The following is a 25,034-nucleotide window of genomic DNA, read 5'->3' on the forward strand; positions in this document are numbered from 1 at the left end:
AGAATAAAGAACCTGGCTGTTGTTGATAGCCACATCGTGAGATGTTGTATAACGTTTACCTCTATTGATTCGCTAGGTTAAAGGTATTTGGGACAGGTTACAAGCACTTGATTTCACCAAGTCAGGACACTAGACTTGGCGCTCATTCTGATAAGAGGTCCTTTTATGCGTGTTGCTGACTTTAGTTTTGAGCTTCCTGATGAATTGATTGCTAGGCATCCAAAGCAAGATCGTTCTAGTAGTCGATTACTCACTTTGAATGGTAATACTGGCGAAATCCAGCACAAAATTTTCAAAGATATTCTGGAAATGATCAATCCGGAAGATTTAATGATCTTCAATAATACTAAAGTGATTCCGGCACGTATGTTCGGACAAAAAGCCAGTGGTGGAAAACTCGAAGTATTGGTTGAGCGAGTGATCGATGAACATACCGTATTGGCACATGTACGAGCCAGTAAATCGCCCAAAGCCGGAGCGAAAATTATCCTCGAAGGGCAGGCAGAAGCGACTATGGTTCAAAGGCATGGAGAGCTATTTGAGTTGCGTTTCTCGGGTGAACAAGATGTGCTGTCGATCCTAGAAAATATTGGTCACATGCCATTGCCGCCATATATTGATAGGCCTGATGATGAGCAAGATAAAGAGCGTTATCAAACCGTTTATAGTGAAAAGCCAGGTGCTGTGGCTGCGCCGACAGCAGGATTACACTTTGACGATAGTTTAATGTCAGCATTAAAAGCGAAAGGGGTTGATATGGCCTTTGTAACGCTTCATGTTGGTGCAGGGACTTTTCAACCAGTTCGAGTTGATTCAGTTGAAGAACATAAAATGCATTCTGAGTATATTGAAGTGCCAGAAGATGTAGTGGAAGCGATAAACAGAGCCAAAGCTCGTGGTGGTCGAGTCATTGCGGTTGGAACCACCTCTGTTCGCTCCTTAGAATCAGCTGCCAAGGCGAATGGCGGCGAAATTGCGTCACTTTATGGTGATACGGATATTTTTATCTATCCTGGCTACGAATTTAAAGTCGTTGACGCCATGATCACTAACTTCCACTTACCAGAATCAACATTAATCATGTTGGTTAGTGCCTTTGCAGGGCAAGACAATATTATGAACGCCTACCAAGTCGCGATAGAACAAAGGTATCGTTTCTTCAGCTATGGTGATGCGATGTTTTTACAAAAACAGCAATCGTAATATCTAGTTTATCGCATTCCTGTAAGAAGCCTGACGTAGTCGGGCTTTTTTATGTCATTGGTTTTCTCTGCCACTTTACTTTAATTTCTATTTTTTGGCCCAATATTAGAATTGCATTGGCAATCTTGGTAGAATCGAGTGAACTTGTGAACAGCCCAAAAATAGGGCTGTTTTTTTAATCTATGTTGGACTGTTTTTCCGACGATGAGGTAATGATGAAATTTGAATTGGATCGCACTCAAGGTAAAGCTCGCCGAGGCCGTCTTATATTTGATCGCGGTGTGGTTGAAACACCTGCATTTATGCCCGTGGGTACCTACGGTACAGTAAAAGGCATGACACCAGATGAATTGAAGGATACCGGAGCGCAAATTTGCTTGGGCAATACTTTCCATCTGATGCTGCGTCCAGGTACTGAGATCATCAAACAGCACGGTGATCTGCATGATTTTATGAATTGGGATAAACCTATTTTGACCGATTCAGGCGGTTTTCAGGTGTTTAGTTTAGGCGCGATGCGCAAGATCACAGAAGAAGGGGTGATGTTTAAATCGCCAGTAAATGGCGAAAAAATTATGTTATCGCCAGAAAAAGCCATGCAAGTGCAGTGTGATCTAGGCTCAGATATTGTAATGATCTTTGATGAATGTACGCCATACCCCGCCACTGAAAAGGAAGCTCGTGATTCAATGGAACTCAGTCTACGTTGGGCAAAGCGTTCTAAAGAGGCGCATGGTGATAATCCAGCAGCACTGTTTGGCATTATTCAAGGTGGTATGTACCCGGATTTACGCGCTGAGTCACAACAAGGTCTAGAAGAAATTGGCTTTGATGGGTATGCCTTAGGAGGCCTGTCAGTAGGTGAGCCAAAAGAAGACATGATTAATATATTAGATCATTGTGCTTACAAGATGCCGGAGAATAAACCGCGTTATCTTATGGGGGTAGGTAAACCTGAAGATCTTGTTGAAGCGGTTCGCCGTGGTATTGATATGTTTGACTGCGTGATGCCAACCAGGAATGCCAGAAATGGTCACTTGTTCGTGACCAATGGTGTGGTAAAAATCAGAAATGCAGTGCATAAGACAGATACCAGTTCTCTTGACCCTGAGTGTGACTGCCATACTTGTAAAAATTATTCACGTGCTTACTTACATCACTTAGATAAGTGTAACGAAATACTGGGAGCACGTTTAAATACCATCCATAACTTACGTTATTATCAACGTTTGATGGAAGGGATGCGGGATGCTTTGTCTGAAGGCACTTTCGATGAATTTGTAGCTGACTTTTATCAGCGCAGGGGTCTACCTGTGCCGGAGTTAGCGGATGTTGGTTTAGAAAATTAAAATTTAAAACGAGGAAGTGAAATGAGCTTTTTTATTTCGAACGCACATGCCAGCACTGCTGGTGCAGCTCCTGCCGGTGGTGGTATGGAGATGTTAATCATGCTAGGTATTTTTGGCCTAGTTTTTTACTTTTTGATCTATCGCCCGCAAGCTAAGCGTGTGAAAGAGCACAAAGATTTAATGGGTGCACTAGGTAAAGGTGACGAGGTGCTGACCCAAGGTGGTTTAGTAGGAAAAATCACCAAAGTGGCAGACGACAAAGACTTTATTGTTATAGCGCTGAACGATCAAGCGGAAGTAACAGTGCAGAAGTCTGCAGTTTCAGCCGTGCTTCCCAAGGGCACGATGAAGTCTCTTTAAAAATAACAACAAAAGGAAAGTCCAGTGTTAAACAAGTATCCAATGTGGAAGTATTTACTTGTTCTGACAGTATTAGCTCTGGGTATTCTTTATGCTACTCCAAACTTGTATGGCCGAGATCCGGCCATACAAGTTTCGGGTACAAAAGGTGCCGAAGCGAGCTTAAGTGTACTAGACCAAGTAAACGACACACTGAAAAAAAACAATCTAACTGTAAAGTCTTCCTCTCTCGAAGATGGCCAGGTACTCATTCGATTCAAAAATGTTGAAGAACAGTTAAAAGCACAGGATATCCTTCGCGAGACTTTAAGCGATGACTATATTTCCGCGATAAACATGTCTCCAGCACAGCCTGATTGGTTGAAAAATCTTGGCGCGAATCCAATGAAGCTTGGTTTGGATTTAAGCGGTGGTGTGCACTTTACTATGGAAGTGGACATGGTTACTGCGATGGATAATGCGCTTGAGCAAATGGAACAAGATTTTAAGAGCGATCTTCGTGGTGAAAAACTACGTTATCGTTCAATCCGTCGCGTTGCTAATAGCGAACGTGTTCAGGTTATTATGCGCTCGGAAGAAGACAAAGATGCTGCCGAGCGTTTTTTGAAAACCCGTTATCCGGGTAACGTATTTATTGATGACAGCGGAAACAGCTTAGCTTTTTACTCTAGTTTGAGTGAATTGAAATATAAAGAGTTAAGAGACTACGCCATCAAACAAAACGAGACGATTATTCGTAATCGTATTAACCAGTTAGGTGTTGCGGAACCAAATGTGCAACGTCAAGGTGGTGAACGCATTATCGTGCAGCTGCCAGGCGTACAAGATACCGCTCGTGCTAAAGAAATCTTGGGTGCGACAGCAACGCTAGAGTTCCGTGAAGTTGATGAAAATGCAGATGTACGAGCAGCTGCGCAAGGCCGTATTCCACCAGGAACTGAAGTTATTCCTCATAAAGACGGTTATCCTGTTGTATTGACGAAACGTGTTATTTTAGAGGGGACACACATCACAGGTGCACAATCTGGGTTGGATGAATACCAGCGTCCTCAAGTGAATATTAAACTAGATAGCAAAGGTAGCGCTAAGATATCGTCATACACTAAGCGTGCGGTAGGAAAACGCATGGCGACGGTATTTATTGAGTACAAGCCATCAGGTGAAGTTGACGAAAATGGTAAGGCATTACCACCGATTAAAGTCGAAGAAGTCATTAGCATTGCGACCATCCAAACACGATTAAACGGTGCTTTTCGTATTACCGGAATCAACAGCCCAGCTGAAGCGCACAATTTGAGTTTACTACTCAGAGCGGGTGCATTGGTGGCACCCATTCAAATCGTTGAAGAACGCACAGTAGGTCCAAGCCTTGGTCAAGAAAACATCGAAGCGGGTATGACGGCTGTGGTGCTTGGTTTTGCTTTTGTACTGGCATTTATGTTGATTTATTACAAAGGTTTTGGCTTGGTCGCAAATCTTGCACTGGCGGCAAACCTGATCATGATCATTGGTGTAATGTCGATGATCCCTGGTGCCACATTAACCCTTCCTGGTATTGCTGGTATCGTTTTAACTGTAGGTATGGCGGTTGATGCAAACGTGCTTATTTTTGAACGTATTCGTGAAGAGTTAGCAGAAGGACGCAGTCCACAGCAAGCCGTTCATCATGGTTACGACAGCGCATTCAGCACTATATTTGATGCGAATATTACCACGCTAATCGCGGCAATTATTCTGTTCTCAGTGGGGACCGGTCCTATTGCTGGATTTGCCGTAACGTTGGCAATTGGTATTATCACTTCAATGTTTACCGCGATCATCGGCACCCGTGCTGTGATCAATGCATTCATTGGTGGTAAACGTATTAATAAGCTTTCTATCTAGGAGACGGACATGCAGTTACTTAATTTAAAAGGCACTATCCGTTTTATGGCCGTAAGAAAGCTTACCATGGCTTTCTCAGGTCTATTAATTTTGGCGTCCATCGCATCATTTATGGTGAAAGGGCTAAATTTCGGTTTGGATTTCACAGGCGGTACGGCGGTTGAAGTCGGTTTTTCACAGCCAGCTGACTTGCCAAAAATCCGCTCCGTACTTGCGGAAAATGGATTTGCGGATGCATCAGTTCAACTATTTGGCTCGAGTCAAGAAGTGCTTGTTCGGCTTGCACCTCGTGGTGATGACGTTAAGTCTGAAGTACTAGGCAACCAACTGATTGCTGCGCTTAAAATCGCTGATAACAGCGTAGAGATGCGTCGGATTGAGTTTGTAGGCCCAAGCGTAGGTGAAGATTTGAAAGAGCAGGGGGGCTTAGCAATGCTGACGGCCCTTATCTGTATCTTGATTTATGTTGCATTCCGTTTCGAATGGCGTTTTGCAGTGGGTGCTGTGGTGGCGCTGTTCCACGATGTCATTTTGACGATGGGTTTGTTTTCAGTATTAGGTCTGGAGTTTGATCTAACGATACTTGCTGCAATTCTGGCGGTGATAGGTTATTCACTGAACGATACGATTGTTGTTTCAGATCGAATTCGTGAAAACTTCCGTAAAGTGCGTATTGATGACACCTTGGAAATCATTGATATTTCACTGACACAGACCTTGAACCGCACATTGGTAACGTCAATCACGACTATTTTGGTACTGATTGCGTTATTTGTATGGGGTGGTCAAACTATCCATGGTTTTGCTACAGCATTGTTGTTCGGTGTTTTCATTGGTACCTATTCCTCTGTCTACGTAGCAAGCTCTGTTGCTGTATTGATGGGAGTTAGCAAAGAAGACTTAATTCCTGTTGAGGTAGAAAAAGAAGGTGCAGAGTTAGATGCAATACCCTAATTTTCTTAGCTGAGAACACACTGCTAAAAGATAAAAAATAGCCGCCTTTAGTTAAAGTGCGGCTTTTTTCTGGTCTGATAATTTCAGCTGGTACCTTAGCGCTAGCAAGACGCGATAGGGGCGTTATCAACCAGCTTTTCTCGACTCAAAGTGGATCAGCTAATTAAGAGAATTGGTATAATAATCGACAACATTAATGAAATTATGAAAAATACTCGACTCACGATATTGTTAACAAGCTTGATATTACTTACAGGGTGCCAACAAGACGAGGTTACTCAGGAAGGGGCAAAGCAGCAATCGCAAAATTTATATCAACAAAACTATAAAGAAAAAGTAAATAGCTTTTTGACAGCGGTACAGCTAGCCCAGAGTAAAAAGCAATTACAGCAGCACTCAAGTGACTTGGTAATTGCATCAAATCACTTGCTTGCAGAGTTGATTGCATCACAGCAACCCTGTTCGTCATACTTAGAATCACTCAAATCCTCATTGGCAAAGACATCTGAAGCACAGAAACACCATCTACCAGACTTTGCAGAGCCAAATCTTCCCCTTTGTTACCATGTTAAATCTTTGATTACTATCCCATTGATTAGTCGTGTCATTCTCAACGATCCCAGTTATCCTTCCGTTCCATATTCAAAGCTAGAGTCCTATCTTTTGGAATTGCTCGCACACTATCGTTTGGTAACTCAGTCTATCAGTTAACTAACCGACAATAAGATTGAATGGGAAATGTTGGATCAAGGAATTTGCCCGATAATACTATTTAGTCCCCCTCTCTTTGTTGTTACTTGTAATCGCTGACTATTGCAGGTTAAAACGCCTTATATAGAACAAAGTCTCATCACTGTTTTAGAAGAGTCACTTATTATCCAGTATTTACACTTTTAAAACTTTTATCGGTGGCTGAGACTTTTGTATAAAAGGGTACAAAATAGGCAATTGACATAAAATCGTCACAGACACTTGCTAACGTGCGCCAACGTCAATAAAAAATGGTCATTAGGCTGTGGAATCATCGCGCATTTTACTACTAAAAAAAATCATTGAAGAAAAAGCAGTACGTACGCTTTTTCAGCCAATTTTTGACCTTACTAAACAAAATGTCCTAGGCTTTGAAGCGTTAAGCCGAGGCCCGGTGGGCAGTCAACTAGAAAACCCCAGTGACTTATTTATTTTGGCTAACCAATGCGAGCTATTGTCAGAATTAGAGCTAATCTGCAGAGAGTCAGCAATTAAAGGTTTTGTGTCCCTGCGTTTGACTGGGAAGCTATTTTTAAATGTCAGTCCTAAAGCACTGCTAGATCCTACACACCCAAAAGGGGAAACCCTTCACCTGATCGAACATTACGGTTTGGATCCTAAGAGGGTTGTTATTGAAGTCACTGAACAAGACAAAGTTGATGATGGTTTATTGTTGTTAAAAACAATTGAACATTACCGGAAGCTGGGTTTTTGTATCGCCATTGATGATCTTGGTGCAGGGTATTCAGGATTGCGTCAGTGGTCAGAGTTATCCCCTGATTATGTAAAAGTAGATCGCTATTTTATAGATTACTGTGATCAGAGTATCGTTAAGCGTGAGTTTCTAAAGTCCATTATTGAACTTGCTAAAGCCACCAATACTGCGGTCATCGCAGAGGGGATAGAGCGCTCTGAAGAATTAGATCTTATTGAACAGCTGGGGATAGTCAATGCGCAGGGCTTTTTACTTGGTCGTCCATCAGCTAAGCCTAATAGCCAAAGCGAAGTGCTTAATAAAACACAAGTTGAGTTGGATGCTCACGCATTTTTGCATTATAAGCAGTCGATGGCGATTGGGTGGTTAGCGAAGGATGTCAAAGCTATTCATATTAATACTCAATGTATCGATGCCCACCGATTGTTTGAGCAAGACAAAAACCTAATGAGTCTGCCGGTGGTAAATGATGATAGATGCCCAATAGGGCTGTTACATCGAGATCAATTGACAGAGGTTTTTGCTGCGCCCTATGGACATGCTTTGTTTGATAAAAAGTCTGTCACCAAATTAATGGATAGACAACCACTAGTCGTTGATGAACAGCAAGCATTAGATACTGTTAGTAAACAAATAACCGAGCAAGAGTTTGACATCCGCCGACATATTATTATTGTGCGGCAGGGGCGCTATCTCGGGCTTGCCCCGCTGAGGGATATTCTCAAGCATATTACGGAAGAAAAAATTCGTCATGCGCAACATGCAAATCCATTGACTATGTTACCGGGTAACGTTGCGATTAATGAAGCGATAGAGCAAAGACTACGTACAAAACAAGCTTTTTACCTTGCCTATATCGATCTCAATCATTTTAAACAGTTTAATGATCTTTATGGTTATGCCAGTGGCGATAGCGTCATCAAACTACTGGCAAAAGTCACGGTTGAGGTATGTCAATCTCATGCAAATTTTGTCGGTCACATTGGGGGCGATGACTTTATGGTTGTGTTTGGTGGTGGTGATGCCGTCAAGCTATGTAATAAAGTGATTGCAGAATTTGAGGCTCGTTCCAGATCATTCTTTACTCCTGAGCATGTCGCAGCTGGAGGATATTGGGCCACCAATAGGGAAGGGCATAAGCAGTTTGTACCCTTATTAACGTTATCGATTGGATTGGTATGCCCAGATGTGGACCTTTGTCAAAATCCACATCAAGTTGCTGCACTTGCGACAGACGCTAAAAAAGAAGCTAAACGCTATAAAGAAAGCCATTTGTTTGTATGTAAAAGGAAACAACCAACCAGGGCGGTTGAGCAGTTAGATATGGTATAAACGAGACCTTCTAAATTGTCATAGCGGTATCAATTAAATAGGAGATCGGATTACTATTTGGTTTTCTTTACCCTAAATAACCCACCAGTTTTTTTGTAGCTAAAACGATATCCGTTTTGGTACTCTCTAAATACCATCATGACAAGCGTACTGCTCACTACTGTCCTACTCACGTACCCTACAACATCCATCGAGTAGAAGAAAAATGTCATTTCATAATCTTTTACTATTCTGAGGTAGTTTTCTAAAAGTGTTGCCGCAGCTACAAATACACCAAATAAAAACACCCAGGGGAGTAAATCATCAGCAAATGTATGTTTAACATGCTGTTGTCCACAAAACCATCGAGTGATGTTCGAACGTTTCATCAGCATAAACAGAATAAGTATTTCAACAATCAGGTGATAACCAAAAATAATACTATTATGAATCAGAATGTTGTCTGCAGTGCTACTTAAATCGATCAGTCCAAAGCCAAATACAATAGTTTCTACCACTATGGGCACAGTCACAATAAGCGTTATAGTGATAATATTTTTTTCTTTTAACCGCCAGGCCAAGAGAAACACAAAAAAATTAAAAATTAAATTAAAAGCCAAGAACACTTGAGCGCGATCTAAAAGGATAAAAGCGATAGCCACTGATACTGTACATATCAGTAGCGTATCAAAAAGTCTGACATTATTAAGCATGACGGCTAAGTTTTACTTTGGTTTTGTAGGCTTGGAAACGCCAAGAGATATGCTGATCTCGCCAGTATCTTGTGGTGGGTTTGTCTGCTTGGTATTATCACAAACACCATCGGTGCTGTTTGTACCGCCCAATACTCTTTTACAGCTTGCAAGGTTTAGTGTTTTCATAATTACTATCCTTATTTAAACTAATTTAAAGAATCTAGCGTGATTGCACGCGCTTTTACTTCCATGAATGCTTCACGCTAGTAACAAATTTAACATCAATTAAATGAAATGTGAACTTTTAAAGAAATAATATAATGCATCTTTAAAATTATTAACTATCATATTGTTATAAAAGGTTTTTATATCTCAAACTTCGCCATTTCAGCTTCTAGTTGCGAAGAAAGCACTTTGATGCTATCGGTCGCTTTGTGTGCTTTAGCTGATACATTAGCGGTTTGCGAGGCGGTATCTGAAATAACGACCACCCGCTTAGCGGTGTCTTCACCTGCATCCAATTGTTCTTTTGCTGCTTGCGCTATTTGATGACTCATTTGGGAGATTGATTTGAGAGAGTCAGCCACTTGTGCCAGAGCTTTCGATGCATCTGAAGACATGCTTACGGTTTTCTCGCTGGTTGCAATACTTAGATTTACTGAAGATTTAGCATCTTGAGTCGCATTTTGCAGCTTGTTGATCATAGTTCGGATCTCTTCGGTACTCGTTTGTGTGCGTTGGGCTAGCTGCCTAACTTCATCAGCAACAACAGCGAAACCACGACCTTGTTCTCCCGCTCGTGCCGCCTCAATGGCTGCGTTAAGAGCGAGTAGGTTGGTTTGCTCTGCGATAGATTGAATCACTGTCAGTACATTTGCGATATTATTAACTTCTTCGTCGAGGACCTGAATATTATTGCCAGCATTGTCAATTTGTTGTTCAAGTAAGGCTATTTCTTTTGCAGTTTGTGCGGTGAGCTCATCAGCGGCACTACCTTGATGTTCTGCATCTCTTACTGAATCAGCGGCTTGTTCAGCATGCTCAACAACGGCTTGGGCAGATGCAGTTAATTCAGTAATGGCTGATGCAACCATTTGCGTTTCAGAACTTAGGCTACGAGTTAATTGTTCTAACTCGTTTGAGCGAATTTCACTGTCATTACTTTGCGATTGTAAATTTGTAGTAACATTCATTAGGCCTTGCACAACCCCTTTCAAGCCTTTTTGCATGTAGTCCATAGCGGACAAGATACTGTCATCTTTACAATTTTTAGCATCGATGGGGGTGGTTAACCGACCTCTTGAAACATGCATTACAATGTCGTGAACATCATCTAGCTCTGCACCAAGTTTATTGCTCAGGGAAAGGCCAAACTTTGCCATAGCTGCGGTGAGAATAATTGCGACAATTAAAGATAAAGCAACAAGCCAAATCGCAGTATCCCAATAGCGCTCGTTCACTTCCTTGTAACTAATGCCTGTACCAACGTACCAACCAAAAACCGCCGTCTTTTGTACTACAGAGGTTAAATCGACCACTTCACCATCGCGACGAGAATTCCAGTTGTAGGTAATGATCTGCGATACCTTATTCCCTACTAGGCGTTCAACCATGGCGCCGATACTTTTGCCTTGGGCATCTTTAAAGTCGTTAAAACTGGTGCCGTGTAATTGTGGGTCATGCGGAGTGGCCACAAAGTTTAATTGCTCGTCAACCACGTAAACATATTCGGAGTCGTGATATTTATTCTCTCGCAAGATTTGCGTGGCAAACGCCTTTGCTTGTTCTTCAGTAAGCTTGCCTTGCTGAGTAAATTGCTCAAACTGCTCTACGATATTCACCGTACTTTTCATTAACTGATTGATTCTGGAGATATTATCAGTTTCACTTGCATATCGGAGTGCTTGCAGGCCTCCAAAAGCGATAGCCAGTAGTGAAACAAATATCGCGGCGGCGAAAAGAATAATTTTGGATTTAAGAGTAAAGCTGGAAAACACTGGCACGCCCCTTTTTATCGATTATGTTTTAATCATTTAGCATGATTGGGGATAACTTGTTAAGTAGTATAATGCCAAAAGGGGAGTAAATTGAGATGATATTTACTCATACTCCCCAATGTGAGTGCTTATTTTGCATTGATTATGTTGATTTCAGACTCGGTTAATTGGCGGTACTCACCGCTGTGTAAACTTTCATCTAAATGGATGTTGTCAATACTTTCTCTATGAAGTTCAACGACTTGATTTCCAATCGCTGCGAGCATTCTTTTAACTTGATGATATTTTCCTTCACAAATTGAGAGGCGAAGTGAAAACTTATCAAGTATCTCCGCTTTTGCGGGTAACGTTGGTACTTTTTCTCCATGCAATTCAACCCCAACCCTGAGTTTTTCAACGTCATCTTCATACAGCTCATCACGAGTTTCCACTAGATAGGTCTTGAACTTTTGCTTTTTAGGAGAGGTTATGTGGTGAGACCAATTTCCATCATTAGTAATTAACACGAGGCCAGTGGTATCTATGTCGAGTCTTCCAGCTACATGAAAATCTTTTAAGTTAGGTTCATCTAATAAATCGAACACCGTGTCGTGCAGTTCATCATGGTTAGCACACACATAACCTTGGGGCTTGTTGAGCATAAAATAGCGAAGACCCAAATAAGTTAAGCGCTCTCCATCAAGCAGTACTTCATCCTCTTGTGTCACTTGAGTATCAAACTTAGTGACCGTTTCACCGTTAACTTGGACTAAGCGTTTTTTAATATTAATTTTCACCCTGCTACGCGGTAGGTCAGCAACGTGGCTTAAAAATTTGTCTAATCTACAAGGAAATTTCATCTTGTCTTACTCTGTATTGAATTAATTTTTACAATAAATGCTTGGCAATAAATCGTAGCAATGTACTGTGATTGAGAAGTCTTTCCCTACTAACTGCTGTAATAATACCAGAGCCTGCTCGCAGAGTTGCTTTTTCTGTGTTTCTGAGCGTCCAGCCATAAGGTGAATTTGCAGATGGACAAAGCCGTTTCTATCACACCCTAGTGCAAAACTTTGGAATTCAACTGCTCTGGTCTTTACGGTCTTTGGTTGAAACAATGTCTGTTGTTGAGCAAATTCATGAACTGCAGAAACCAGCTGCGACGCTTCAATAGGTAAGTTAGGTGAATATTCTAAGATAAAGTGAGGCATGTTGACTGAGTCTATATTTTGCAATGGGTTGAGAGTTTATGATATTTAACTAGGGTGATTCCACTAAAGAGTGATAAACAGGACATGCTTTCGTTATTTAAGGTATCCCCATTGTTATCTGATGAAGAAACCCAATGGTTAATTGATACCTTTTCGTGGTGCTTCGAACATTTTGATGGTCAATATTTTCTGGATCAAACGCAAGTGATTACTCCCACAGGTGAGTTTTTTCCAGAGCCTGTTTCTAGCATCGAAGAGATGGCCAGCGTGGTATTTAAACGGGTTAAAAGCTATGTTGGCATGCAGCAGTGGCCAGTAGAATTAGTGATGCCAAATCAGCTGAGTGCGCAACAGCAAATGCCTAGGCTACAATTTTCTCATCATTTTAGAGGGGAGAGTGCGCAACTGATTAGCCCTGCACCATCACCGATCCTAATGTCTTTTAATCCCAGCCAGATAAATCAACCTCAAGATTTGATTTCTAGCTTTGTGGGGGCATTGGCTCGAATTATGATTTTACAGCGAGGTATTGCTCCGCCAGGGGGCGAAAAGCAGTTAGATGCCGCTTGTGATGTGTTAGCGAGTTTTATGGGATTTGGCGTTATGCTAAGTAACACGGTTTATCACTTTAGAGGTGGATGCGGCTCTTGTTACAACCCTTACGCCAACCGCCAAGCTGCGTTAACTGAATCTCAGAGCGTTTTTACTCATGCCTTAGTGTGTCATATCAAGGGGGTAAAAGACGGGCACAAACACCTTAAACCGCATTTAGTTAGCCAATTCAAAAAAGCAAAGAAGCAAATTTTATCGATGATAAAAAACACCGAGCGTGCCGACTTAATAATGCTTACGGAACATGCCAATGGTCGATTATCTTGATGAGTTTTTGCTGATTGCCATTGCTCACTTTTTTGCAGTCGCAAGTCCGGGTCCTGACTTTGCATTAGTGCTAAAACAAAGTATTCAGCAAGGCCGAAGTAATGCGCTTTGGACCAGCTTTGGGGTGGGGCTGGGTATACTGGTTCATGTAAGTTACTGTCTACTCGGTGTAGCGCTCTTGCTATCGCAGTCTCCGGCGTTATTTAATGGTTTTAAATATATTGCTGCAGCTTATTTAGCGTATCTGGGTGTGCAAGCCTTGCGGAATGCAGAGGCGAATATCAAAGAACAAGCAGTTGGCCAAAAAGGCGCAACACAAAGTGCCTTTTTGGCGTTAAAAACCGGCTTTTTAGTGAATGCGCTGAACCCCAAAGCGACGCTGTTTTTCCTCTCATTGTTTACTTTGGTTATTGAACCAAACACACCTTCTGAGATGCGTTTGTTTTATGGTGTTTACATGGCGCTAGCAACTTGGCTGTGGTTTTCAATGCTGTCCGTCATATTATCACAAGCTACAGTGCGGAGTTTCTTCCATCGTGCAGGGCATTGGTTTGATAGAGGAATTGGTGTGGTTATGTTAGTACTGGCTATGAGGATAATCATCTAATGAAATCAGCGGCTGTATTGAATTTCAGTTTCGGCTCTAATATGTCATCAGCAAGATTACTTGCCAGGTTACCTAATGCCAGACTAGTTGGGCCTGCGCGACTTTCTGGATATCAAATGACATTTAATATGCTAAGCCGTGATGGATCTGCCAAGTGCACCATCGAGCCTGCTGATCACAGTCGTGAAGTTTTTGGCGTGGTTTATGCTCTGTCGAGGGCGGAAAAGCTTCAACTGGATCGAATTGAAGGTGAGAGATATGACTGCGTTGAATTACCAGTAAAAAGTGTCACTGGTGAGTCATTAGAGGTTTACAGTTATGTAGCCAATACCTTTGTTGAGCAGCAACTGCCTTTTGATTGGTACGTCCGGCACGTTCTATCTGGGGCAAGGGAGCACAACTTTCCAGCGCATTATATTGGCGCTATAGATTCTCATCCGACTATCCAAGATCCAGATTTGAACCGAGTTCATCGAGAACTGTCGATTTATCGTAAATAAGTAAGATACACTCAAACAATAATAACTCACCTCAGTTGCGGATAAGAGGCTTAAACTTGTAATTATTCAAAAGAACATCATTGGGCAAATTCGCTTATCCGCAGTAGAGGCTAACTACATAATACAAGTTGAAGGACTTCCATGAAAATCAAAAATTGGCTGATTGGCAGCGCGTTAATGCTGTCAGGGGTATCAAGTCACGCTGCGCTTGCCGCGGTAAATCTTAATGAGGTTGAACAAGCGGTAAAACAAGCAATGCAGCGCTTTGAGATCCCGGGTCTTGCTATTGGCATTGTTGAAAATGGCAAAGTCGTGATGACCAAAGGCTTTGGTGTTCGCCACTTAGATACCCCTGATGCACTGGTGAACGAGCATACCTTGTTTGGTATCGCTTCAAATTCAAAAGCCTTTACCTCAGCGGCGTTGGCCATGCTAGTAGACCAAGGCAAATTGAGTTGGGACGACAAGGTAATCAAACATATTCCCGAGTTTAAATTGCATGACTCATACGCTACCCGAGAGATGACTATTCGTGACTTACTGAGTCATCGCAGTGGTCTAGGTCTTGGCGCCGGCGATTTAATGATTTGGCCGGATACCAATAAAACCATGGCCGAATTACTCGAAGGTATCGCTCAAATAGCACCCGCTTCTAGTTTTAGAAGTAAATATGCTTATAACAACCTGATGTTTGTTGTGGCTGGCGAAGTAGTGAGTCGTGTTAGTGGTAAAAGCTGGCATGACTTTATAGAGCAAGAGATGTTTGCCAAGCTGAAGATGGATGACTCCAAAGCAGCATTTTCTCGTATTCCCAAATCGAATGATAACTGGGCGACCGGTCATGTTCCATACGACAATCAATTAACCCCGATGTTTGTTAACTATCTAGAGGATTTTCGTGGTGCAGGTTCTATCGCTTCCAATGTGGATGATATGACCAAATGGCTACAAACACAGTTAGCTGGTGGTAAGTTACCTTCAGGTGACGTGTTATTCAGTGATAAACAACAAGTACAGATGTGGCACCCACACATTACCTCGATGCCTTCTGAGTTTGCTAAAGAAAACTATAATCAGCAATTTAAAGGCTATGGTTTAGGTTGGGGGATTAGTGACTACTTTGGTTACAAAAAAGTAGGACATGGCGGTGGCATATTAGGAATGGTGTCGTATGTAGAAATGATCCCAGAAAAACAACTAGGGATCGTGATACTGACAAATCAGCAAAAGTTTTCCGCGCTGATGGCGATTGCCAACGAAGTCGCGGAAGATGCATTAGGTCTTGAAGACCGTGATTGGGTAAATGAAATTGCTGATGAATACTTCAAAAAACGTGAGAAAACTTATCAAGAGGCAGGAGTCGTTAAACTTGAAAAGTCACAAGCGTCGCTACCACTGCAAAATTATACAGGTACATTGAACAGCGCTTGGTATGGTGATGTAGTAATTGAGCAAATCGGCGAGGAACTACGAATCGACTTTACTCGTACTGAGCTCCTTAAAGGTCGCCTTGAGCACCACAGTGGTAATACCTTTGTGGTACGTTGGGATGAGCGACGCTTAGAAGCGGATGCTTATATTCATTTCTCTGTTGATAAAGCGCAGCGAGTCAGCGCGGCTGATATGGAGTATGTTAATCCGAAAATTACCGACTTCAGTTTTGACTTTCATAACCTAAATTTGAAAGCGAAATAGCCCACTTGCTGTTTGTTCATGTAAGTTGTGGCTAGCTCAGTGTTGCCACCAAAGTATCAAAGTCACCATTGAGTGACTTTGATATATTCAGTTCAAGCTAAGCCAAACAGAGTCCTCCAATGCGTACAGCCTTTATCACCCATCCCAATTGCCGAAAACATAAAATGATTGATGAGCACCCTGAATGCCCAGCTAGATTGGATGCTATTTCCGATCGGTTATTAGCGTCAGGCATTGATATTTCGCTGGAGCATAAGTCAGCGCCAAAAGCATCGTTGGAGCAAATCGCACTGGTACATGAGCAAACGTTTATTGATGAGGTATTGGCAAAGATCCCGGCGGAAGGGTTACAGGAGCTTGATGGAGATACCTGGCTATGCCCTGACTCTTTTAAAGCCATCGAAAGGGCAGCTGGCGCTGGTATTTTGGCGGTTGATGAGGTGCTTGCAAAGCACATCGACGCAGCTTTTTGTTCAGTGCGCCCGCCGGGTCATCATGCCAACCAAGATACAGCTTCGGGATTTTGTGTGTTTAATAATCTCGCTATTGCCGTCGCGTATGCGAAAACTAAAGGTGTTCAGCGTATTGCTGTGGTCGACTTTGATGTTCACCATGGCAATGGCACTCAGGATATTTTTAGAGATGACCACAGCGTGCTATTTTGCTCTTTATTTCAATATCCTTTTTATCCTAACACCGCGATAGAAAACCATCAGACCTTAATCAATTCTCCACTGGATGCTGGCTGTGATGGACAGGATCTACGAGCGCTTGTGGAACAACAATGGCTACCTGCTATTGAAGCTTTTGCACCGCAGTTGATATTTATCAGTGCTGGTTTTGATGGCCATTTAGAGGATGATATGGGGGGATTAAAGTTTGTAGAACAAGATTATCATTGGTTCACTGAGCAAATGGTTATGGTGTCTCAAAGGCTAGACTGTAATGGCATAATCTCTTTTTTAGAGGGCGGTTACGACCTGTCTTCTTTGGGTCGCAGTGCCGTAGCGCATATTAAAGCTTTAATACAGGGCTAGGCTTTCTGGTAAACAAGAACCATACAGCTGCTTGTTATTCTGCAAGTAATGCAAATGCTTCAGCGATATTTCTTAGTTGTATTTTTTGAACACAGCAATGTCCTTCCATAACTAGCCAATTTTTGACTAAATCAGTAAGCCTATCCAGTGAAATAGCAACTACGGGTTGTCCCGATAAGTTGTAACAGCTTCCATCAGTATAGATGCAAGTGACTTCACTGCGCTGGGAAGCGGAGAGGTAATGAAGGTGTTGTTCAAGTATTTCTTGATCGGCAATAAACTCTATACTTTGGTTTAGTACTAATAAAAATGGGTACGACTTTATTGTCATTTTTTGTTCTTGGTCAAACTCTGCTCAGGTGTGATAAGTATACTCGATACTCGGGTAAATTAGCGAGAGTGTGCTTATATGGGCGATTCAAAACAACTGACCATTAAGGATGTATATACCGACAGCCTGCTTTGTTGTGACTTGAGTTCGAGCTTGGTTGATGCGATTTCTGAAATGAAACGCAGTCGTGTGAGCTCTATTTTTGTGACTGAAAATGGTGAAATTGTCGGGATTTGGACGGAGTCAGATTGTGTTAAATTAGACTTTGATAACCCAAGCTTTAATGATGTGCTGATTTGTGAAGTGATGACTTCCCCGGTTTATCAGGTGGGGATGGAAAAGACGCTCAGTGAAGCGACAGTCAAATTTCATCAACTCGGGATCCGTCATTTACTCGTTGTTGACGAATGTAACCAGCCGTGCGGCGTGGTTTCCTTATCTGATATCGTTAGAAGCCAAGGGTTAGATCACTATCTCCACTTTAGACCCATTGCTGAACACTTTGATAACAATATCGTGGTGTTACAAAGTGACGATCCCCTCACGCGTGTCATTGAAGTAATGCGTTCGCGCAAGGTCACGGCGGTACTCGTGTTCAATCGTCACATACAAGAATACGGCATCATTACGCAAAGAGATATTTCTTACACGATAATTGCCCCCGATTGGCACCAGGAATGTTGGCATTTAGCGAGTCATCCGATGGTGACGATGACACCTAAAGATAGCTTATTTGATGCTTATCGTTTAATGACTGCCAATTCGGTCCGTCACTTGGTCGTCAAAGATCCGCATTCCGAGCACGTAATTGGCTTGCTGGCGCTAAAAAATGTACTGACGGAAATTGAAACGGCTTATTGCAGTGAGTTAGAAAAAGTCTTGGTGCAGCGCGATATGGCGTTACAAAAGTCAGAAAAAAACCTCTATCTTGCCAATCGCATTATTGACGCTTCTTTAGATGGCATCATGATCACCCGCAGCAATGGTGAAATTATTCAGATCAACCCCGCTTTCAGTGCGTTAACTGGCTACAAAGCACATGAAGTGATAGGTAAAAATCCGAGCGTGTTGAGTTCAGGAAAACATGATGATGAATATTATCGCATTATGTGGAGTGAGCTTAAAAACAAAGGAGTATGGCAAGGTGAGATCTGTAATCGTCGTAAAAATGGCGAAGTGTACATGGAATGGTTAACCATTATTGAGATCACCGAGCCTCACAGTAATGATGTACTGTATGCAGCTATTTTTAGTGATATTACTGAGCGTAAGAATGCCGAAGAGAAAATAGCCAGACTAGCCTATTTTGATGAGCTGACGGGGTTACCAAATCGTCGGCTGTTCTATGATCGACTGTCAATGGCGTTAGCCTCAGCGCATCGTTACCATCAACAACTGAGTGTGATGTTTATTGATTTAGATCGATTTAAAGAAGTCAATGACAGTTTAGGACACAGTGCTGGAGACAAATTACTTGTCAAAGTGAGCGAACGGATTAAAGCCATCCTAAAAGAAGGCGATACACTGGCTCGTTTGGGAGGCGATGAGTTTGTAGTGCTACTCACTGAGGTGAATGGTATGTCAGATGTCGTCACGTTTGCTGAGCAGGTACTAGAGGCACTTTCTATCCCTTTCCAACTAGGGGAAATACCAGTTACGGCTACCGCTTCGCTAGGGGCTGCAATCTACCCAGATGATGGGAAAGATACAGAGACCTTGCTTAAGCATGCTGATGTCGCCATGTACCGTTCTAAAGAGGTTGGGCGAAACTCTTTTCAACTTTATGAGTCGTCAATGAATGCGCGTTCACTAGAGCGTCTGTCGATGCTCAGTCGAATTCAACAGGCGATGGATAATGACGAGTTTGAATTGTATTTTCAGCCACTACAATGTTTAGCTAGCGACTCTATTAGCAGTGTTGAATGTCTCTTGCGTTGGCATGATCCACACCTCGGGTTAATTCCTCCTGCACAGTTTATTCCTTTGGCGGAAGAGCTTGGATTGATTGTTAAACTGGATCAGTGGGTGATCCACAAAGCGTGTGAGCATTTATCGGTATGGCATAAGCAAGGTATTGATATAAGTCGAATAGCAGTTAATATTTCGGCTTCACATGTGGTCCAAGGGGATTTAGTCAAAACGGTTGCTGACGCTCTAAAAGCACATAACCTTGATGGCCGTCATCTCGAAATAGAACTCACTGAAAACAGTTTTATCGGTAACATTCAAGAAGCAAAAAAAGTCTTAACACGACTTAAATCATTGGGCGTGGCAGTATCACTTGATGATTTCGGTACAGGCTATTCCGCATTGAGTTACCTCGCTAAATTACCAATCGATATACTTAAAATAGATGCTAGCTTTATCGCCAAAGTACCAGACGAATACGGCAATAGTGAAATTGTGACTGCGATTGTCGCGATGGCAAAAGCGTTAAACTTACGGGTTGTTGCTGAAGGTGTTGAAAAATCAATTCAGAAGCAATTTTTGCGTGAGTTAGGCTGTCATGCAATTCAAGGCTACGCCTTCTGCAAGCCATTGTCAGAAGGCGATTGGCGGTATTTTTACAGCTCAGCGAAAGTGACTTCATAAGATGTAAATTTACGAATGTTGATAACACCGGTATCAAAAATAAGGTACTGACCTTTGATCCCTTGCAGCACGCCGGAAACGGTCGGGGTTTTATCAAAGTTGAATGAAGTTACTTTGCTTGGGTGAGAGTCGACAGGGAAATTCAGCTCCACCACCTCTTCGTTTAAGACTTCAATTGCAGTGGCGCCAAACAGTTCAGCTAACTCATCGAGTTTTGGCTGGATCATTGGGATCAGCTTTTGTGCTTCAGCTTTTAGGTCGACTTCCTGTGTGATCCCTTTAAGCATATTGCGCCAATTCGTTTTGTCAGCGATAAATTCAGCTAATGCCACTTCCACTAATCCTGATTGATGGCGGGTTTGCACTTTAAAAATAGGCAGAGCTTGGGTCGCGCCCTGATCAATCCAACGTGTAGGAACTTGGGTATGCCTCGTAATCCCCACTTTCAATCCTGAAGTATTTGCCAAGTAAACATAGTGGGGGATCATACAGTTTTCTTCTCCCCATTGTGGTTCGCGACAAGTACCTTGGTCAAAATGACATGTTTCAGGTTTCATAATGCACATATCGCAGCTTGCGAGCTTCTTCATGCAGATAAAGCAATGTCCTTGAGAATAACTCTTGTTGGTTTTTTTTCCGCAGCTGCAGCAATAAATATTGCCAGTAAAGGTCAGAGAAATCGGTTTGCCAAAGTATTCATTTAACGCTATCAAATTATCACCAAGTGGTAACTGATACTGGATTGGTTCAACAAGCTCTGCTTTTAATTTGCGAATAGTACCTTGTACTTGCATCTTTGCCCCTAACAATGCGGATAAAAGCACGAGAGTATCACAGGCCGCGAGTTTTAGGGAGAGTGGTAGTTACGAAAGAAAAAAGGCCAGCTGCTACAGCTGACCTTCTGAAGTTGATTGGCTAAGCTTAACTACGAGCTAGTGCTCGCGCGCGATAGCGCGGTAAGCGATATCTGTACGATACTCTACGCCTTCCCAGTGAATATCCTTAACCAGCGAGTAGGCGCGCTTTTGCGCTTCTGTTACGGTATGTCCAAGTGCTGTTGCACATAGTACGCGACCACCAGCCGTGACCACGTTTTCACCGTCTTGCTTAGTGCCGGCATGGAAAACCTTTTCACCTTCAGGATAGCTCACCTGTAAGCCGTTGATCACGTCACCTTTCGGGTAGCTAGCTGGATACCCTTTGGCGGCTAAAACAACGCCTACCGCTGCACGAGGATCAAACTTGATGGTTGTTTTGTCCAGTTCTTCGCGATTTGCAGCTTCAATTAACTCGACTAAATCAGACTGTAAACGCAACATAATAGGCTGTGTTTCAGGGTCGCCAAAACGACAGTTATACTCGATAACTTTTGGCGTGCCATCTGCGGCGATCATTAAGCCAGCATATAAGAACCCTGTGTATGGATGACCTTCTTTTGCCATACCTTCCACTGTTGGGTGAATTACTTCGCGCATGATGCGGTCATGTATTTCTTGTGTCACCACTGGTGCCGGCGAGTAAGCGCCCATTCCACCGGTATTCGGGCCTTTGTCACCATCATAAGCGCGTTTGTGATCTTGGCTGGTGGCAAAAGGAAGCACATTTTTTCCATCAACCATGACGATAAACGACGCTTCTTCGCCTTCCAAGAACTCTTCGATAACGACTCGACTACCTGCGTCACCAAAAGCATTACCTGCTAACATGTCGCGAATAGCTTCTTCTGCTTCAGCTTCTGTCATCGCAACAATAACACCTTTACCAGCAGCAAGACCGTCAGCTTTTACTACGATTGGTGCACCTTGTTGCTTGACGTAATTGATAGCAGGCTCGATTTCCTCGAAAGTTTGGTACTCAGCGGTCGGGATGTGATGACGAGCTAAGAAGTCTTTGGTGAATGACTTAGAGCCTTCGAGTTGAGCCGCTGCTTGTGTCGGGCCAAAAATGGCTAAGCCTTCTTCACGGAAGCGATCAACAACGCCTATCACTAGTGGTGCCTCCGGACCGACAATGGTTAGTTCTATTTGGTTTTGCTTAGCAAAACTAATCAGGCCATCGATGTCTTCAACACCAATTGCAACGTTTTCAAGTTTCGGCTCAAGTGCAGTGCCAGCATTACCTGGAGCAACAAATACCGTTTTAACTGATGGATTTTGTGCGGCTTTGAACGCAAGCGCATGCTCACGTCCACCACTGCCAATGACAAGTACATTCATGGCGAAGTTTTCCTATTAAAGCTTTTTGAATTTTAAGGTCATTCGGTCGCTTTCCCCGATTGCTTTATACTGCGCTGCCTTTTCTTCACCTAATGCTAGGCGAGGTGGCAGAGTCCAAACACCTTTCGGGTGATTGGCACTATCTAAGGGGTTAGCGTTAATTTCACTGCTTGCGACTAATTCGAATCCAGCTTGCTTGGCAATGTCGACAACATAACTTTGCTTCATATAACCAGAAGACTTTTGATCTTCGTTGCTTCTGTGTTCAGGTAAGCGATGCTCAACCACACCTAACACGCCGCCAGGCTTGAGTGCTTTGGCAAATGATTGAAATGCAGCTAACACACCTTCGTCGCCGTTACCCATGTACCAGTTGTGCACATTTCTAAAGGTTAACACCATATCAGCACTACCCGCTGGGGCGATATCCAAGTGAGTGACCGGTGCAAATTCAGTGATTTTGATATCACTATAACGAGCATCACTCGCTACTTTTTCTTTAAAGTTGCTTAGTGAACGCTGATAATAGCCAACCTCTGAATTAGCCGGAAAGTGCGCCGCGTAAAATGTGCCTTTGCCTTTTACGATAGGAGCTAATATCTCGGTATACCAACCGCCACCTGGTGCGATTTCAACGACAGTCATTTCTGGCTGTAGTCCAAAAAAAGCAAGCGTTTCGCTTGGGTTTCTATATTGGTCACGCGCACGGTTTTTATCACTACGTGCATCGTCGTTGACTGCCTTAGCAATACTGCTTGAAACATTGCTAGAGGTTGACTTAGAGTCGGTCGATTGACAGCCGACTAATGTTGCAAGTACCGCCGCAGCGATTATAGATTTCATACCTAGATTCATTGTTAGCTTCCTTATTCTGTTATGGTTATGTCGAAATCAGAATACTGGAAATTAGTGCAAACAAAAAGCGCGAAACGGTGAGTTTCGCGCTTTGCTTGATTAATGACGGAAGTGACGCATGCCCGTAAATACCATTGCCATTCCTGCTTCGTCAGCAGCGGCAATGACTTCTTCATCACGCATCGAACCACCTGGCTGAATGACAGCGGTAATACCTGCTGCTGCAGCAGCATCAATACCATCTCTGAATGGGAAGAAAGCGTCAGAGGCCATCACTGAACCCGGAACTTCTAGGTTCTCATCTGCGGCTTTGATACCTGCAATCTTCGCAGAATATACACGGCTCATTTGTCCTGCACCGACACCAACGGTCACTCCATCTTTAGCGTAAACAATCGCATTAGACTTAACGAACTTAGCAACTTTCCAGCTGAATAATAAATCTTTCAGCTCTTGCTCTGTCGGTTGACGTTTAGACACTACTTTAAGGTCTTCTAAGCCTACCATGCCTTGATCGCGGTCTTGTACTAGGATACCGCCATTGATGCGCTTAATATCAACTCCAGTGGTCTTGCTTGACCATTGGCCACACTCTAGCAAGCGAACATTCTTCTTAGCCGCAACAATTTGTGCTGCTTCTTCAGAAATGCTTGGTGCGATGATCACTTCAACGAATTGGCGAGACACAATGGCCTCTGCCGTGTCACCGTCTAATTCACGGTTGAATGCAATGATGCCACCAAATGCAGAGGTTGGATCGGTTTTGAACGCGCGCTCATAAGCAGCCAGAATGTTCTCATCTACAGCTACACCACAAGGATTTGCGTGCTTCACAATCACACAAGCGGGTTTATCAAACTCTTTAACACACTCAAGCGCAGCGTCGGTGTCTGCAATGTTGTTGTAAGATAGCGCTTTACCTTGTAATTGCTTAGCAGTAGCAACAGAAGCTTCTTCAATGTTGTTCTCAACATAGAATGCAGCATCTTGGTGAGAGTTTTCACCATAGCGCATGTCTTGTTTTTTGGTGAACTGCAAATTGATAGTACGCGGGAACTTGGTCTCTTCCGCTGCTTCTTCTGTGTAATCAGGAACCATTTTACCGAAATAGTTCGCGATCATACCGTCGTATTGTGCAGTGTGCTCGTAAGCTGCAATCGCCAAATCGAAGCGCGTTTTGTAGGTGGTTGAGCCTTCATTCGCTTTCATTTCTTCAATAACACGTGCGTAGTCATTAGCATTAACGACGATAGTCACGTCTTTATGGTTTTTCGCCGCTGCACGAACCATAGTTGGTCCACCGATGTCGATATTTTCAATCGCATCTTCAAGGCTACAGTCAGCTTTTGCGACTGTTTGTGCAAAAGGATATAGGTTCACTACCACCATATCGATAGCTGAGATATTGTTCTCAGTCATCACGCTTTCGTCTTGGCCGCGACGTCCTAAAATACCGCCGTGAACTTTTGGGTGAAGGGTTTTAACACGGCCATCCATGATTTCTGGGTGACCTGTGTAATCAGATACTTCCGTTACCTTGATACCGTTTTCTGCAAGTAGTTTGCAGGTACCGCCTGTTGATAATATTTCCACGCCTTGTGCGGCAAGAGCACTGGCAAATTCAACGATACCGGTTTTATCTGACACGCTTAATAACGCGCGACGAATTGGACGATGTATATCCATGATGGTTTAGATTTCCTCAATGATTAGTTAAGGGCTAGCTTAGAAAGGGGGTATTTTAGCTTAATCTCGGCGAGAAAACGATGTAATTTGCGCACTAAAAGCTGAGAAAAGCTCATTAACACAAGGATAAATGTCCGCTTTTGATATTAAGTTGTTAGCAGCGCTAAGAAAATGTATGGCAGTGAGCGCCAATTGATACGGTTGTGATTGGCAAGTCTCTAAGGAGAT

Annotated in this window: 23 protein-coding genes; 13 read left to right on the forward strand and 10 right to left on the reverse strand. The window is 42.9% G+C overall.

What is annotated here, in order from left to right; all coding sequences use genetic code 11:
* The first annotated feature begins 165 nt into the window (after positions 1–165).
* From queA to ACSLBF_RS02430, 7 genes are all read left to right on the forward strand, one after another.
* Positions 166–1,203 (forward strand): tRNA preQ1(34) S-adenosylmethionine ribosyltransferase-isomerase QueA, encoded by a 1,038-nt coding sequence (queA, locus tag ACSLBF_RS02400; RefSeq protein WP_440055029.1) that lies wholly within the window; start codon positions 166–168, stop codon positions 1,201–1,203.
* A gap of 215 nt (positions 1,204–1,418) precedes the next feature.
* Complete coding sequence (gene tgt / locus ACSLBF_RS02405; RefSeq protein ID WP_440056187.1) at positions 1,419–2,552, forward strand: tRNA guanosine(34) transglycosylase Tgt; 1,134 nt, start codon at positions 1,419–1,421, stop codon at positions 2,550–2,552.
* A 21-nt stretch (positions 2,553–2,573) separates the two neighbouring features.
* On the forward strand, positions 2,574–2,912 hold the full coding sequence (yajC, locus tag ACSLBF_RS02410; RefSeq protein ID WP_440055030.1) for a preprotein translocase subunit YajC: 339 nt from the start codon (positions 2,574–2,576) through the stop codon (positions 2,910–2,912).
* Between the two features lie 24 nt (positions 2,913–2,936).
* The gene (gene secD, locus ACSLBF_RS02415; RefSeq protein WP_440055031.1) at positions 2,937–4,796 is read left to right on the forward strand and encodes a protein translocase subunit SecD; all 1,860 of its coding nucleotides are present in this window, start codon (positions 2,937–2,939) and stop codon (positions 4,794–4,796) included.
* Between the two features lie 9 nt (positions 4,797–4,805).
* Entirely contained in the window at positions 4,806–5,750 is a 945-nt protein-coding gene (gene secF, locus ACSLBF_RS02420; protein ID WP_440055032.1) for a protein translocase subunit SecF, read from the forward strand.
* Between the two features lie 204 nt (positions 5,751–5,954).
* Positions 5,955–6,461, forward strand: coding sequence for a hypothetical protein (locus ACSLBF_RS02425; RefSeq protein ID WP_440055033.1), 507 nt, complete (start codon positions 5,955–5,957; stop codon positions 6,459–6,461).
* Between the two features lie 304 nt (positions 6,462–6,765).
* On the forward strand, positions 6,766–8,547 hold the full coding sequence (locus ACSLBF_RS02430; protein WP_440055034.1) for a bifunctional diguanylate cyclase/phosphodiesterase: 1,782 nt from the start codon (positions 6,766–6,768) through the stop codon (positions 8,545–8,547).
* 53 nt (positions 8,548–8,600) lie between these two features.
* Here ACSLBF_RS02430 and ACSLBF_RS02435 read toward each other — a convergent pair whose 3' ends face one another.
* From ACSLBF_RS02435 to ACSLBF_RS02455, 5 genes are all read right to left on the reverse strand, one after another.
* On the reverse strand, positions 8,601–9,188 hold the full coding sequence (locus ACSLBF_RS02435) for a hypothetical protein (RefSeq protein WP_440055035.1): 588 nt from the start codon (positions 9,186–9,188) through the stop codon (positions 8,601–8,603).
* A 63-nt stretch (positions 9,189–9,251) separates the two neighbouring features.
* Positions 9,252–9,407, reverse strand: a complete 156-nt coding sequence (locus ACSLBF_RS02440; RefSeq protein ID WP_440055036.1) for a hypothetical protein — start codon at positions 9,405–9,407, stop codon at positions 9,252–9,254.
* Between the two features lie 179 nt (positions 9,408–9,586).
* Positions 9,587–11,218, reverse strand: coding sequence for a methyl-accepting chemotaxis protein (locus ACSLBF_RS02445; protein WP_440055037.1), 1,632 nt, complete (start codon positions 11,216–11,218; stop codon positions 9,587–9,589).
* Positions 11,219–11,346: 128 nt separating this feature from the next.
* On the reverse strand, positions 11,347–12,057 hold the full coding sequence (locus ACSLBF_RS02450) for a pseudouridine synthase (protein ID WP_440055038.1): 711 nt from the start codon (positions 12,055–12,057) through the stop codon (positions 11,347–11,349).
* Between the two features lie 21 nt (positions 12,058–12,078).
* The gene (locus tag ACSLBF_RS02455) at positions 12,079–12,408 is read right to left on the reverse strand and encodes a 5-carboxymethyl-2-hydroxymuconate Delta-isomerase (RefSeq protein WP_440055039.1); all 330 of its coding nucleotides are present in this window, start codon (positions 12,406–12,408) and stop codon (positions 12,079–12,081) included.
* A gap of 84 nt (positions 12,409–12,492) precedes the next feature.
* Between ACSLBF_RS02455 and ACSLBF_RS02460 the strand changes: the two genes are divergently transcribed.
* The 5 genes from ACSLBF_RS02460 to ACSLBF_RS02480 all read left to right on the forward strand — a co-directional run bounded on the left by ACSLBF_RS02460 (position 12,493) and on the right by ACSLBF_RS02480 (position 17,126).
* Positions 12,493–13,287: a hypothetical protein gene (locus tag ACSLBF_RS02460; protein ID WP_440055040.1), complete on the forward strand. Its 795-nt coding sequence runs from the start codon at positions 12,493–12,495 to the stop codon at positions 13,285–13,287.
* Positions 13,271–13,894, forward strand: coding sequence for a LysE family translocator (locus ACSLBF_RS02465; protein ID WP_440055041.1), 624 nt, complete (start codon positions 13,271–13,273; stop codon positions 13,892–13,894). The genes ACSLBF_RS02460 and ACSLBF_RS02465 overlap by 17 nt, the downstream gene beginning before the upstream one ends.
* On the forward strand, positions 13,894–14,394 hold the full coding sequence (locus tag ACSLBF_RS02470; RefSeq protein ID WP_440055042.1) for a gamma-glutamylcyclotransferase family protein: 501 nt from the start codon (positions 13,894–13,896) through the stop codon (positions 14,392–14,394). Before ACSLBF_RS02465 ends, ACSLBF_RS02470 begins: the two co-directional genes overlap by 1 nt.
* 141 nt (positions 14,395–14,535) lie before the next feature.
* Positions 14,536–16,089, forward strand: coding sequence for a serine hydrolase (locus tag ACSLBF_RS02475; RefSeq protein WP_440055043.1), 1,554 nt, complete (start codon positions 14,536–14,538; stop codon positions 16,087–16,089).
* A gap of 119 nt (positions 16,090–16,208) precedes the next feature.
* Entirely contained in the window at positions 16,209–17,126 is a 918-nt protein-coding gene (locus ACSLBF_RS02480) for a histone deacetylase family protein (RefSeq protein WP_440055044.1), read from the forward strand.
* Between the two features lie 34 nt (positions 17,127–17,160).
* Here ACSLBF_RS02480 and ACSLBF_RS02485 read toward each other — a convergent pair whose 3' ends face one another.
* The gene (locus tag ACSLBF_RS02485) at positions 17,161–17,457 is read right to left on the reverse strand and encodes a DUF4144 family protein (RefSeq protein WP_440055045.1); all 297 of its coding nucleotides are present in this window, start codon (positions 17,455–17,457) and stop codon (positions 17,161–17,163) included.
* Between the two features lie 78 nt (positions 17,458–17,535).
* Between ACSLBF_RS02485 and ACSLBF_RS02490 the strand changes: the two genes are divergently transcribed.
* Positions 17,536–20,049 (forward strand): EAL domain-containing protein, encoded by a 2,514-nt coding sequence (locus tag ACSLBF_RS02490; RefSeq protein ID WP_440055046.1) that lies wholly within the window; start codon positions 17,536–17,538, stop codon positions 20,047–20,049.
* Here the strand turns inward: ACSLBF_RS02490 and ACSLBF_RS02495 are convergent.
* The 4 genes from ACSLBF_RS02495 to purH all read right to left on the reverse strand — a co-directional run bounded on the left by ACSLBF_RS02495 (position 20,022) and on the right by purH (position 24,806).
* Complete coding sequence (locus tag ACSLBF_RS02495) at positions 20,022–20,843, reverse strand: DUF2797 domain-containing protein (RefSeq protein WP_440055047.1); 822 nt, start codon at positions 20,841–20,843, stop codon at positions 20,022–20,024. The two genes, ACSLBF_RS02490 and ACSLBF_RS02495, sit on opposite strands and share 28 nt — an antisense overlap.
* Before the next feature lie 138 nt (positions 20,844–20,981).
* A complete protein-coding gene (gene purD / locus ACSLBF_RS02500) occupies positions 20,982–22,265 on the reverse strand; it encodes a phosphoribosylamine--glycine ligase (RefSeq protein ID WP_440055048.1) in 1,284 nt (427 codons plus the stop codon).
* Between the two features lie 15 nt (positions 22,266–22,280).
* Positions 22,281–23,120, reverse strand: a complete 840-nt coding sequence (locus ACSLBF_RS02505) for a class I SAM-dependent methyltransferase (RefSeq protein ID WP_440055049.1) — start codon at positions 23,118–23,120, stop codon at positions 22,281–22,283.
* A gap of 99 nt (positions 23,121–23,219) precedes the next feature.
* A complete protein-coding gene (gene purH, locus ACSLBF_RS02510; RefSeq protein WP_440055050.1) occupies positions 23,220–24,806 on the reverse strand; it encodes a bifunctional phosphoribosylaminoimidazolecarboxamide formyltransferase/IMP cyclohydrolase in 1,587 nt (528 codons plus the stop codon).
* Positions 24,807–25,034: the final 228 nt, after the last annotated feature.

Origin of the sequence: Pseudoalteromonas sp. T1lg65 (genome assembly GCF_051930985.1) — a bacterium.
In the GTDB taxonomy this organism is placed as follows: Bacteria; Pseudomonadota; Gammaproteobacteria; order Enterobacterales; family Alteromonadaceae; genus Pseudoalteromonas.